Here is an 11,279-nt window from a genome sequence, read left to right on the forward strand (position 1 = left end):
TTTCAGTAAAGGAACCCACAATATGTATATCGGGATCGATCTTGGTACATCGGGTGTAAAAGCTATCCTGTTGAATGAGCAGGGCGATGTGCTGGCTACGCATACTGAAAAACTGACCGTATCGCGTCCGCATCCCTTATGGTCGGAACAGGAACCAGAGCAGTGGTGGCAGGCGACGGATCGTGCGGTTAAAGGTTTAGGTCGGCAACAGTCGTTAAGTGGCGTCCGGGCGTTGGGCATCGCCGGACAAATGCATGGCGCGACATTGCTTGATAGCCGTCAGCAGGTTCTGCGACCAGCGATTTTATGGAATGACGGACGCTGTAGCGAAGAGTGCGCCTGGCTGGAAAAACAGGTGCCGCAGTCGCGTGCGATAACCGGTAATCTGATGATGCCCGGTTTTACCGCGCCCAAATTAGTCTGGGTGCAGCGCCACGAACCGGATATTTTCTACCAGATAGACAAGGTTCTGCTGCCGAAAGATTTTCTGCGGCTGCGAATGACAGGCGTCTTTGCCAGCGATATGTCGGATGCGGCGGGAACGATGTGGCTGGACGTGAAAAAGCGCGACTGGAGCGACGTTATGCTCAACGCCTGTCATTTAACCCGACAGCAGATGCCAGCGTTATTTGAAGGTAGTGACATTACCGGAACGTTGCTGCCGGAGGTAGCCAGCGCATGGGGAATGCCAACAGTACCCGTGGTGGCGGGCGGCGGCGACAATGCGGCAGGCGCGGTCGGCGTAGGAATGATCGATGCCGGACAGGCGATGCTCTCGCTCGGAACATCGGGCGTCTATTTTGCCGTCAGCGACGGCTTTCTGAGTAAACCGGAGAGCGCAGTACACAGTTTTTGCCATGCGCTGCCGGAACGCTGGCATTTAATGTCTGTGATGTTGAGCGCCGCCTCTTGTCTGGACTGGGCGGCTAAACTCACCGGGCAGGAGAACGTCCCGGCGCTGATTGCCGCCGCACAGCAGGCGGATGAGCATGCCGATTCGATCTGGTTTTTGCCGTACCTGTCCGGCGAGCGCACGCCGCACAATAATCCGCAGGCAAAAGGCGTTTTCTTTGGTTTAACCCATCAGCATGGCCCGGCGGAACTGGCGCGGGCGGTACTGGAGGGCGTGGGATATGCTCTGGCGGACGGTATGGATGTGGTTCACGCCTGCGGCGTCAAACCCGCCAGCGTGACGCTTATCGGCGGCGGGGCGCGCAGCGAATATTGGCGTCAGATGCTATCTGATATTAGCGGGCTACAGCTTGATTATCGTACTGGCGGCGATGTAGGGCCAGCGCTGGGCGCGGCGCGTCTGGCGCAAATTGCGGTGAATAAACAGACCCCGCTCGCCGATGTATTGCCGCAGTTGCCGCTGGAGCAGGCGCATTATCCTGATGCGCAGCGTCATGCGGTTTATCAACAACGTCGTGAAACCTTCCGTCGACTTTATCAGCAGCTGTTGCCGTTGATGTCATAAGTCAGAATGCCTTTCGGTTTTGGCCGAAAGGCATTTCCCGTAAATATTAATTCTATTGAATTATATCGAAGTAAGTATGTGTGTTTTCTGATTTTTATATTATTGCTGGGCAGGCGCCTTTTTCATCGCTATTTCTTCGCTTAATGTGTCTCACACAACCACAAGGAGAGTGAGATGGACGATCACGTTGCGCGCAGGAAACGGATATTCGGCCTGGGAATGTTAGTTGTCGGTGCAGTGGTATACCTGGTGGGACTGTGGCCAGGCTGTCATACATTAAGCGAAAAGGGATATTTTTTTGCGGCAATCGTCATGTGTGGTTTTCCAGTCTTAATTCGCCAGGAACACACGGGAAATGGCCGCTTGCTTTCTCGTTGCAAATCTTTGCTGTTGCTTGGCATCGGCATGGTCGCGGTCGGCGTATTTAACCTGGCGCTGGCGGGCGCGCTGAAAATACTGTGTCTGGTGGCGCTGGGGGTCAGTATATATGGAACCGATCTTTACGCTTCCTACAGTGATGATGAATGATGGCCGGAGCCATCATTGTCGTTTAGCTAACCCATTTCCGTTTATCAATACGCTGTAACAGCATGGAAAGTAGCAGGCTTCCTGTCACCGTCGCGGCAAAAACCCACACGATGTCTAACGGCGGCCAACGTTTTAACTCCAGACCATTAGTACGTAGCGCATGGATAATCAGCGCGTGGAAACCATAAATACCCAGCGAGTGGCGGGAGATAAGCCCCAGTCCAGGTAACGTCCGCGCATTCAGCTTATTTTTAACTACCGTGAACAGTGAGACGGCGCAAATAAACACCATGGGACCGCAATACAGATACCAAGTATCGGCAAAATTTCCGCGCCAGCGTAATTCATGCAATGTGCCGCGAGAAATAACAAATACCGCGATGATGAACAGGGCAGTGCAGATAAGCGTCAGCGATGACTTTTGCGTCTCCATCATTCCAATGGCGCGGCCCAGGATACCGTAGAGAATGTAGTAGAACGTGTCGCCGTTGATATACAGATTGATGGGCAACCATTCAACGCCGCCAATTTTTTGCGGCACAGTATTTGGGTTAGCAATAATACCAATGATCACCATCAGCATCAGGAGCATTTTGCCGCTCACGTTTTTTACCTGGATTAATGGCGATACCAGGTAGATCACCGTAATCGCAAAGAAAAACCACAGGTGGTAAAACACGGGTTTTTGCAGCACATTTTTTAGCGAAAGCTCGACGTTGATCGAAGTAAAAAGTGAAATGTAAGCCAGGGCGACAACGCTGTAAAAGATAAGGCACAGGGCGATACGTAAAAAATGCCGCGGTTGCGCGCAGCGCTCGCCAAAAAAAAGATAGCCTGAAATCATAAAAAACAGAGGAACGCTAACGCGCGAAGCCGAATTCAGGACATTCGCAATATCCCAGTTTAGCGGGCTGACGCTGTGGGCGTTGGTGATGTACCACGTTGTAGTATGGATCATCACTACCATTAAACAGGCGATCCCTCGCAGGTTATCAATCCAGTTAATTTTAGGCTGCATCAGTTCCTCAGCTTCCGTTTCAATAGAGTTCCAGCGCGGTGGCTCACTGGAAAAATCCGACTTTCTACGCTACATCTTGTGATGGCGTAAGGAGATTCGCACAATGTGTCTGCTACCCACAAACCTTAATAATAAGACTGACCAGCAAACCAGACGGTAATAAAAATGATAATGAAGTATTTCTGTTCTGTGATGATAGCCATCGCTCTGGTGGGATGCACAGCGACACCGCCACCGACGCAAAAAGCCCAGCAGAGTAAAGTGAGCCCAACACGCACGCTGGATATGGAAGCATTGTGTAAAGCTCAGGCGGCGCAGCGTTACAATACTGGCGCACAGAAAATTGCTGTTACCGGTTTCGAACAGTTTCAGGGGAGCTATGAGATGCGTGGTAATACTTTCCGTAAAGAGAGTTTTGTCTGCTCTTTTGATGCAGATGGGCAGTTTTTACATCTTTCTATGCGGTAAAAGCCGCGCCTGGTGAGGTGTGATGCCGCGAAATCCGGCAATTTTCGCTAAACAAACCGGTTTCATACTGTATATCTCGCATCCAGCGGGTATACTGGCTCCTTCCTTTAAATCCACACGTATCCAGCACGAAATAATATGCAAAAGTTTGATACCAGGACCTTCCAGGGCTTGATCCTGACCTTACAGGATTACTGGGCTCGCCAGGGCTGCACCATTGTTCAACCATTGGACATGGAAGTCGGCGCGGGAACTTCTCATCCAATGACCTGCCTGCGCGCGCTGGGGCCAGAGCCGATGGCGACTGCCTATGTGCAGCCTTCTCGTCGTCCGACCGATGGCCGCTACGGCGAAAACCCGAACCGCTTACAGCACTACTATCAGTTCCAGGTAGTGATTAAGCCGTCTCCGGACAACATTCAGGAGCTGTACCTCGGTTCTCTGAAAGAGCTGGGTATGGACCCGACCATTCACGACATCCGTTTCGTGGAAGATAACTGGGAAAACCCGACGCTGGGCGCCTGGGGACTCGGCTGGGAAGTGTGGCTGAATGGCATGGAAGTGACGCAGTTCACCTACTTCCAGCAGGTCGGCGGCCTGGAGTGCAAGCCGGTGACCGGTGAAATCACCTACGGTCTGGAACGTCTGGCGATGTATATCCAGGGCGTGGACAGCGTTTACGACCTGGTCTGGAGCGATGGCCCGCTGGGTAAAACCACCTACGGCGACGTGTTCCATCAAAACGAAGTGGAGCAATCCACCTATAACTTTGAATACGCCGATGTGGATTTCTTATTCACCTGCTTCGAGCAGTATGAGAAAGAAGCCCAGCAGCTGCTGGCGCTGGAAAACCCGCTGCCGTTGCCGGCCTACGAGCGTATTCTGAAAGCCGCCCATAGCTTCAACCTGCTGGATGCGCGTAAAGCTATCTCCGTCACCGAACGTCAGCGCTACATTTTGCGTATTCGCACCCTGACCAAAGCAGTGGCAGAGGCTTATTATGCTTCCCGTGAAGCCCTCGGCTTCCCGATGTGCAACAAAGACAAGTAAGAGGCGGCCATGTCTGAGAAAACTTTTCTGGTGGAAATCGGCACTGAAGAGCTGCCACCAAAAGCACTGCGCAGTTTGGCTGAGTCCTTTGCTGCGAACTTCACTGCGGAGCTGGATAACGCCGGCCTCGCGCACGGTAACGTTGAATGGTTTGCCGCCCCGCGCCGTCTGGCGCTGAAAGTGGCGAATCTTGCTGAATCTCAGCCCGATCGCGAAGTCGAAAAACGTGGTCCGGCGATTGCTCAGGCGTTCGACGCCGAAGGCAAACCGAGCAAAGCGGCAGAAGGCTGGGCGCGCGGCTGCGGGATCACCGTTGATCAGGCCGAGCGTCTGAAGACCGACAAAGGCGAATGGCTGCTGTATCGTGCCCACGTGAAGGGCGAAAGTACCGAAGCGCTGGTGCCGAACATGGTAGCCACCTCGCTGGCGAAACTACCGATCCCGAAACTGATGCGCTGGGGCGCGTCTGACGTACACTTCGTGCGTCCGGTGCACACCGTGACCCTGCTGTTGGGCGATAAGGTCATTCCGGCGACTATTCTGGGTATTCAGTCTGACCGCGTCATTCGCGGCCACCGCTTTATGGGTGAGCCGGAGTTCACTATCGACAATGCTGACCAGTACCCGCAAATTCTGCTGGAGCGCGGTAAAGTCATTGCCGACTACGAAGCGCGTAAAGCCAAAATCAAAGCGGACGCTGAAGAAGCAGCACGTAAGATTGGCGGTAATGCCGACCTGAGCGAAAGCCTGCTGGAAGAAGTAGCTTCGCTGGTGGAATGGCCGGTGGTATTGACGGCGAAATTCGAAGAGAAATTCCTCGCCGTGCCTGCCGAAGCGCTGGTGTACACCATGAAGGGCGACCAGAAGTATTTCCCGGTTTATGACAACGCGGGCAAGCTGCTGCCGAACTTTATCTTCGTCGCCAACATCGAATCGAAGGATCCGACCCAGATTATCTCCGGTAACGAGAAAGTGGTGCGTCCGCGTCTGGCAGATGCTGAATTCTTCTTCAATACCGACCGTAAAAAACGTCTGGAAGACCATCTGCCGCGTCTGCAAACCGTGCTGTTCCAGCAACAGCTGGGCACGCTGCGCGACAAGACCGACCGTATTCAGGCGCTGGCGGGCTGGATTGCCGATCAGATTGGCGCTGACGTCAACCACGCCACTCGTGCGGGCCTGCTCTCCAAGTGCGACCTGATGACCAACATGGTCTTCGAGTTCACCGACACCCAGGGCGTGATGGGGATGCACTACGCGCGTCACGATGGTGAAGCGGAAGATGTGGCCGTGGCGCTGAACGAGCAGTATCAGCCGCGCTTTGCCGGTGATGACCTGCCGTCTAACCCGGTGGCCTGCGCGCTGGCGATCGCCGATAAGATGGACACTCTAGCGGGTATCTTCGGTATCGGCCAGCATCCGAAAGGTGACAAAGACCCGTTTGCGCTGCGTCGTGCCGCGCTGGGCGTGCTGCGCATCATTGTTGAGAAGAACCTCAACCTTGATCTGCAAACGCTGACCGAAGAAGCCGTGCGTCTGTATGGCGACAAGCTGACCAATGCCAACGTAGTCGATGATGTGATCGATTTTATGCTGGGTCGCTTCCGCGCCTGGTATCAGGATGAAGGTTACACCGTCGACACTATCCAGGCGGTACTGGCGCGTCGTCCGACCCGTCCGGCAGATTTTGATGCCCGCATGAAGGCGGTGTCTCATTTCCGCACCCTGGAAGAAGCCTCTGCGCTGGCGGCGGCGAACAAGCGCGTCTCCAACATCCTGGCGAAAGCCACTGAGCCGCTGAACGATATCGTCCACGCCTCCGTACTGAAAGAAGCGGCGGAAATTGAGTTGGCCAGACATCTGGTTGTGTTGCGTGATAAGCTTCAGCCGTACTTTGCCGATGGTCGTTATCAGGAAGCGTTGATTGAGCTGGCTGCTCTGCGTGCGCCGGTGGATGAATTCTTCGAAAATGTCATGGTTAACGCGGAAGAGAAAGATATCCGTATCAACCGCCTGACGCTGTTGTCGAAACTTCGCGAACTGTTCCTGCAGGTTGCGGATATTTCGTTACTGCAATAAGCGTTCAGTTAAATAAAAAAAACCTGCTTTCGGGCAGGTTTTTTTATTTTTAACGTAATGGTAATTCCGTCAGACAGGTCTGGCTGTCATCTTTGGTGGCAATGGCATGTGACGCCGTTTTACCGTTGTAGCTTACTTCCAGCGTCCCTTCCATATTGCGCGGTAGCCAAACACCGATAAATCCGTTTCGATAGCTTTGCATCTCTTTTTGTACGATGACAGCGCCTTTACTGTCTGTCACTTTTACAGTGAACGGTTTATTCGGCATTTCTCCCTGACAGCCGGAAAGGCTGTGGTTAAAACAGGGGTGTGTCCGCCATTCATAGGGCGCAAAAGAGAGATAGAATTTGTCGCCTAACGGCAGCGTATAAATCTGCTCTCCGTCAGATAATTTGAGCTCGGTACTGGTAATCGACGCGGAGTAAGGCAAAGGACGGCTCTGCGGCGTCTGATCAATCGTATCCACGATCTGCTCAACCGTTTTTCCCGCCAGCCCGTGTTGCGCCAGAAAAGCGGATTCTGCGGATGCCGCAAGCGCGGAGCCGCTGGCGCATAAACCCAAAAGTAATAACCATGATGATTTCGACATAACTTCAATTCCTTGTGAACAATCTCCTTGCCTACTATAGGGGTTCCCCTAAGGGAAAGGTCAAAGGGAGGCAGGGTAAAGTAATGCAAAGTTATGCTGGAGGGAGAGAGAGAAATTGGAATAAAAAAATCCCCGCCATCAGGCAGGGATTCAAAATTCTGAGCTTTTTAAGCTTACAGGCTGGTTACGTTGCCAGCTGCCGGGCCTTTAGCGCCGCTTTCGATGGTGAAGGAAACTTTCTGACCTTCGTCCAGAGATTTGTAACCATCGTTCTGAATAGCGGAGAAGTGTACGAACACGTCTTTAGAACCGTCATCAGGAGTAATAAAGCCGAAGCCTTTATCAGCGTTGAACCATTTTACGATACCAGTCATTTTACCGGACATAGTGTATTACCTTTTAAAAAATAAGTGTGCCTTTCGGCGTTATGGCGTGCTTTACAGATTTTTTAAGCGTTAAGGAAATGCGCACTACGAGGGGTATCTAATGGATAACTCTTGAAGGGACTTGCCTTACTAAACTGCTTTAATGGTCTGTACGTCAAACCGTTGAGCACATTAACTCATGTAATGCCGGGCGATGCAACTTTTATTTTACTTTATTTCTCCAGGCCAGGAATCGGGCGGGGAAAACGGTCCTTACGCAGGACCGTTAAAACAGAAAGGGGTAAAAATTACTCCATCAATTGCTTACTTAAGCGTGGGTTCGCCTGTATCAGGCGCATCAATTTGAGCTCTGCTGGCGTGGGTTTTTCGCGTTTCGATTCCCATTCCTGAACCATGGCAACCGTTACGCCCAGCGCTCTGGCGAATTCATCTGTTTTTAGTCCCGTCCCTCTCCGTAACTGTTCAAATTCGGTAAAAGGATTGGGTTTTTGCGTCAGGGTGATCTTTCGCGTTTCATCTTTAAAAACAATTTGTTCCAGGCTGCTCAGCAGCTCAAACATCGGATCTTTATATTCCATTGAGAACTCCTGTAAATCACACAGCGGGATCGTGAAGTGCATCGAAGCCTCTTAAGAATAGTCGGGAAACTTGCGGGTGGGGGGCGACGCGCCGCCAGGAAGCGCTATCGATTCGTTTCGATGCCTTACGCTACGCGACTTTTAGGACGCTAACAATTTGATCCAGGAAGGTATATCCGTCTTTCAGAAAATAATTGTAAAGATTAAAAAAATATTACACTCCCCGCTGGAAAGCTTTCTTGCCGCGTTTTTTATCGCAGTGTCAGGTCAAAAATTAACAATAAAATAACAAATTAAGCATTGATGCAGATAAACATAATTTTCCGCTACAAGATCGCGTGGAAAGGGTATCCTGCAAGCCTGACCTGGACTATCCTTGTAAGCCGTCAGGCACGCAGGTGTCGTTGTGCGCATTTTTGGGTGAAAGGAGTATTAACAATGGCGACAGGTAAGTCCTGCTCTCGCTGGTTTGCGCCTGTTGTGGCGTTATTAATGGTGTTTAGCCTGAGCGGGTGTTTTGATAAAGAAGGCGATCAGCGCAAAGCGTTTGTCGATTTCCTGCAGAATACAGCAATGCGTAGCGGAGAGCGTTTACCAACGCTGACGGCCGATCAGAAAAAACAGTTTGGTCCGTTCGTGTCTGATTACGCGATACTGTATGGCTACTCGCAGCAGGTAAACCAGGCGATGGATTCCGGTCTGCGCCCGGTGGTCGATAGCGTTAACGCCATCCGCGTTCCGCAGGATTATATGACGCAACGCGAGCCGCTGCGGCAGGCAAATGGTTCGTTAGGCGTGCTGGCGCAACAGTTGCAGAATGCAAAACTGCAGGCTGATGCCGCGCATGGCGCGTTAAAGCAGGCCGATGACCTGAAACCTGTGTTTGATCAGGTCTACAAAAAAGTAGTCACCGTGCCGGCAGATGCTTTGCAGCCGCTGATCCCGGCGGCGCAGATCTTTACGCAGCAGTTGGTACAAGTGGGCGATTATATTGCGCAACAGGGCGAGCAGGTGAGCTTTGTCGCGAACGGCATTCAGTTCCCGACCTCACAGCAGGCCAGCCAATATAATGCGTTGATTGGGCCGTTGGCCTCGCAGCATCAGGCGTTTAATCAGGCCTGGACGGCGGCGGTAAACGCGACCCAGTAATGACAGTCTGCCCGATAAGCGCAAGCCAGCGCTTATCGGGCCTGTAGCGTTATCCCGCCGCTTGCGGATTGACGCAGTTCTTCTCTATTTTTCCCTGCAGCGCATCAATCAAATTATCCACCGCACAGGCCATCATGTTGTAGCGCGTCTCATGCGTTGCCGAGCCAATATGCGGCACCGCGACGACATTAGACATGTTCAGCAGGGGCGAATCCACAGATAGCGGTTCCTGTTCAAAGACATCCAGACCTGCCGCATATATTTCACCGTTTTGCAGCGCGGCAATCAGCGCGTTTTCATCGACCACCGGGCCGCGTCCGGCATTAATAAAAATGGCGGACGATTTCATTCTGGCAAACTGTGTTGCGCCAAACAGATGTCGCGTTTCTGCCGTTAGCGGCAGGATCACGCAGACAAAATCAGCCTCCTGCAACAACGTATCCAGATCGCAGTAGCGGGCGTTAAACCGGTCTTCCGCCTCCTGATGCCGCCGACGGGCGTGATAGAGAACCGGCATGGTAAACCCAAAGTGCGCTCGCTGCGCCAGCGCCATCCCGATACGCCCCATCCCAACGATACCGAGTGTTTTGTGATGCACATCGACGCCAAACCACGCCGGGCCAATGCTTTCTGTCCATTCACCCGCCTTAACCCGTTCTGCGACGTCCACTACGCGGCGGGCAGTGGCCAGCATCAATGCCATCACCGTATCGGCAACGGTTTCCGTCAAAACGGCAGGCGTGTGCATCAGGACTATTTTGCGGGCAGTAAGGGCGTCCACCTCGACATTATCGTATCCCACCGAGATGGTTGACGCCGCGCGTAGCGCCGGCATTTTTTCCAGCAGCGCGCGGTTAACGGTTTCGCTGGCGCCCAGAAGGCCTTGCACGCTGGCAAATGCCTGCGCGTGTTGCGCTACCGTTTCCGGATGCAGGTTCGGTACCTGGGTGACGGTAAAATGCGCCTCCAGGCGATGCAGCAAATCATCAGGCAGGGTTTTGTAGAGAATGATGGACGGCTTCATGCGACTCTCCGTAAATCAAAAGGTAAGCGCGGCATGCGCCAACCGGAACAGGCTTATTATTAACCCGCTTAGCAATAATCGACCAGCCGATTTTCCCGTTGTCGGCAGCCGTATCGTGGTAAATGGTGAATGAATACCGAATAATGCGAGGTGTATCCGGTCTGGCGAGGGAATAATGCAGGCCGGGTAAAGCATGCCGCCTTACCCGGTACGGTAGTTTACTGCAATGGACTCAAGGTAATTTCGACGCGGCGGTTTTGCGCCTTACCTTCTGCCGTACTGTTGCTGGCGATCGGGTTCGCCGGCCCCATTCCGCTGGTACGGATACGGCTGGCGTCGACGCCCTGGGTGATCAGCGAGCTGGCGACGGAGTCAGCACGCTGCTGCGACAGACGCATATTCAGATCGTGGCTACCGGTACTGTCGGTGTAGCCCACCACATTGACGGCGGTCTTGGGATACTCTTTCAGCACCATCGCCACGCCGGTCAGCGTGTTAGCGCCTGCCGGTTTCAGCGTCGCGCTGCTGCTGTCAAAGGTGACATTATTCGGCATATTCAGAATGATATTATCGCCGCTTCGCGTCACGCTAACGCCTGTGCCCCGCATTTTGTCACGCAGTTTCGCTTCCTGTACGTCCATGTAGTAACCCACGCCGCCGCCCAGCGCCGCGCCAGCCGCCGCGCCAATCAGCGCGCCTTTACCGCGATCTTTTTTGGAGGAGGAGAGCGCGCCGATGCCTGCGCCGACCAGCGATCCAATACCCGCGCCAATGCCGGATTTACCTGCTTCGCGTTCGCCGGTGTAAGGGTTTGTTGTGCAGCCAGATACTGCCAGGGCGCCGCTCACGATGGCAGCAATCACAAATACACGTTTTTTCATCTTAAATCCTTATCACTTTTTATTTTTACCACAGCGACCGTGGCGGTTGATT

At 53.0% G+C, this 11,279-nt stretch carries 12 protein-coding genes; 6 read left to right on the forward strand and 6 right to left on the reverse strand.

Annotated features, from left to right (window positions below; all coding sequences use genetic code 11):
- Positions 1 to 22 precede the first annotated feature (22 nt).
- Positions 23 to 1,477 (forward strand): xylulokinase, encoded by a 1,455-nt coding sequence (gene xylB, locus ACLJNW_RS16925; RefSeq protein ID WP_000275328.1) that lies wholly within the window; start codon positions 23 to 25, stop codon positions 1,475 to 1,477.
- A 174-nt stretch (positions 1,478 to 1,651) separates the two neighbouring features.
- Positions 1,652 to 2,005: a YiaA/YiaB family protein gene (locus ACLJNW_RS16930; RefSeq protein WP_000340935.1), complete on the forward strand. Its 354-nt coding sequence runs from the start codon at positions 1,652 to 1,654 to the stop codon at positions 2,003 to 2,005.
- 22 nt (positions 2,006 to 2,027) lie between these two features.
- On the opposite strand, the gene ACLJNW_RS16935 is transcribed toward ACLJNW_RS16930, so the two are convergent.
- The gene (locus ACLJNW_RS16935; protein WP_023204151.1) at positions 2,028 to 3,023 is read right to left on the reverse strand and encodes an acyltransferase; all 996 of its coding nucleotides are present in this window, start codon (positions 3,021 to 3,023) and stop codon (positions 2,028 to 2,030) included.
- A gap of 165 nt (positions 3,024 to 3,188) precedes the next feature.
- On the opposite strand from ACLJNW_RS16935, the gene ACLJNW_RS16940 reads away from it, so the two are divergent.
- The 3 genes from ACLJNW_RS16940 to glyS all read left to right on the forward strand — a co-directional run bounded on the left by ACLJNW_RS16940 (position 3,189) and on the right by glyS (position 6,620).
- On the forward strand, positions 3,189 to 3,491 hold the full coding sequence (locus ACLJNW_RS16940) for a YsaB family lipoprotein (protein WP_000605590.1): 303 nt from the start codon (positions 3,189 to 3,191) through the stop codon (positions 3,489 to 3,491).
- Between the two features lie 138 nt (positions 3,492 to 3,629).
- Complete coding sequence (gene glyQ, locus ACLJNW_RS16945) at positions 3,630 to 4,541, forward strand: glycine--tRNA ligase subunit alpha (RefSeq protein ID WP_001168551.1); 912 nt, start codon at positions 3,630 to 3,632, stop codon at positions 4,539 to 4,541.
- A gap of 9 nt (positions 4,542 to 4,550) precedes the next feature.
- Entirely contained in the window at positions 4,551 to 6,620 is a 2,070-nt protein-coding gene (glyS, locus tag ACLJNW_RS16950; protein WP_020437730.1) for a glycine--tRNA ligase subunit beta, read from the forward strand.
- A 49-nt stretch (positions 6,621 to 6,669) separates the two neighbouring features.
- Here the strand turns inward: glyS and cueP are convergent, their stop codons facing one another.
- The 3 genes from cueP to ACLJNW_RS16965 all read right to left on the reverse strand — a co-directional run bounded on the left by cueP (position 6,670) and on the right by ACLJNW_RS16965 (position 8,173).
- Positions 6,670 to 7,209 (reverse strand): copper-binding periplasmic metallochaperone CueP, encoded by a 540-nt coding sequence (gene cueP / locus ACLJNW_RS16955; protein WP_000047139.1) that lies wholly within the window; start codon positions 7,207 to 7,209, stop codon positions 6,670 to 6,672.
- 173 nt (positions 7,210 to 7,382) lie between these two features.
- Positions 7,383 to 7,595 (reverse strand): RNA chaperone/antiterminator CspA, encoded by a 213-nt coding sequence (gene cspA, locus ACLJNW_RS16960; protein ID WP_000014594.1) that lies wholly within the window; start codon positions 7,593 to 7,595, stop codon positions 7,383 to 7,385.
- Positions 7,596 to 7,882: 287 nt separating this feature from the next.
- Positions 7,883 to 8,173, reverse strand: a complete 291-nt coding sequence (locus ACLJNW_RS16965; RefSeq protein WP_000455790.1) for an HTH-type transcriptional regulator — start codon at positions 8,171 to 8,173, stop codon at positions 7,883 to 7,885.
- A 438-nt stretch (positions 8,174 to 8,611) separates the two neighbouring features.
- Between ACLJNW_RS16965 and ACLJNW_RS16970 the strand changes: the two genes are divergently transcribed.
- Positions 8,612 to 9,322, forward strand: coding sequence for a DUF3053 domain-containing protein (locus ACLJNW_RS16970; RefSeq protein WP_000190524.1), 711 nt, complete (start codon positions 8,612 to 8,614; stop codon positions 9,320 to 9,322).
- 49 nt (positions 9,323 to 9,371) lie between these two features.
- Here ACLJNW_RS16970 and ghrB read toward each other — a convergent pair whose 3' ends face one another.
- Both ghrB and ACLJNW_RS16980 read right to left on the reverse strand, forming a co-directional pair.
- Positions 9,372 to 10,346, reverse strand: coding sequence for a glyoxylate/hydroxypyruvate reductase GhrB (ghrB, locus tag ACLJNW_RS16975; RefSeq protein WP_023204149.1), 975 nt, complete (start codon positions 10,344 to 10,346; stop codon positions 9,372 to 9,374).
- 218 nt (positions 10,347 to 10,564) lie between these two features.
- Complete coding sequence (locus ACLJNW_RS16980) at positions 10,565 to 11,227, reverse strand: OmpA family lipoprotein (RefSeq protein ID WP_000747548.1); 663 nt, start codon at positions 11,225 to 11,227, stop codon at positions 10,565 to 10,567.
- Positions 11,228 to 11,279: the final 52 nt, after the last annotated feature.

The organism is Salmonella sp. SAL4457 (genome assembly GCF_046548235.1).
GTDB lineage: Bacteria > Pseudomonadota > Gammaproteobacteria > Enterobacterales > Enterobacteriaceae > Salmonella > Salmonella enterica.

What these genes read in the sequence shown, in the direction of transcription:
- ACLJNW_RS16940 (WP_000605590.1), top strand. Translation starts at nt 3,189, where the DNA reads ATGATAATGAAGTATTTCTGTTCTGTGATGATAGCCATCGCTCTGGTG.
- ghrB (WP_023204149.1), bottom strand. Translation starts at nt 10,346, where the DNA reads ATGAAGCCGTCCATCATTCTCTACAAAACCCTGCCTGATGATTTGCTG.
- cspA (WP_000014594.1), bottom strand. Translation starts at nt 7,595, where the DNA reads ATGTCCGGTAAAATGACTGGTATCGTAAAATGGTTCAACGCTGATAAA.
- glyS (WP_020437730.1), top strand. Translation starts at nt 4,551, where the DNA reads ATGTCTGAGAAAACTTTTCTGGTGGAAATCGGCACTGAAGAGCTGCCA.
- cueP (WP_000047139.1), bottom strand. Translation starts at nt 7,209, where the DNA reads ATGTCGAAATCATCATGGTTATTACTTTTGGGTTTATGCGCCAGCGGC.
- glyQ (WP_001168551.1), top strand. Translation starts at nt 3,630, where the DNA reads ATGCAAAAGTTTGATACCAGGACCTTCCAGGGCTTGATCCTGACCTTA.
- ACLJNW_RS16930 (WP_000340935.1), top strand. Translation starts at nt 1,652, where the DNA reads ATGGACGATCACGTTGCGCGCAGGAAACGGATATTCGGCCTGGGAATG.
- ACLJNW_RS16965 (WP_000455790.1), bottom strand. Translation starts at nt 8,173, where the DNA reads ATGGAATATAAAGATCCGATGTTTGAGCTGCTGAGCAGCCTGGAACAA.
- xylB (WP_000275328.1), top strand. Translation starts at nt 23, where the DNA reads ATGTATATCGGGATCGATCTTGGTACATCGGGTGTAAAAGCTATCCTG.
- ACLJNW_RS16980 (WP_000747548.1), bottom strand. Translation starts at nt 11,227, where the DNA reads ATGAAAAAACGTGTATTTGTGATTGCTGCCATCGTGAGCGGCGCCCTG.
- ACLJNW_RS16970 (WP_000190524.1), top strand. Translation starts at nt 8,612, where the DNA reads ATGGCGACAGGTAAGTCCTGCTCTCGCTGGTTTGCGCCTGTTGTGGCG.
- ACLJNW_RS16935 (WP_023204151.1), bottom strand. Translation starts at nt 3,023, where the DNA reads ATGCAGCCTAAAATTAACTGGATTGATAACCTGCGAGGGATCGCCTGT.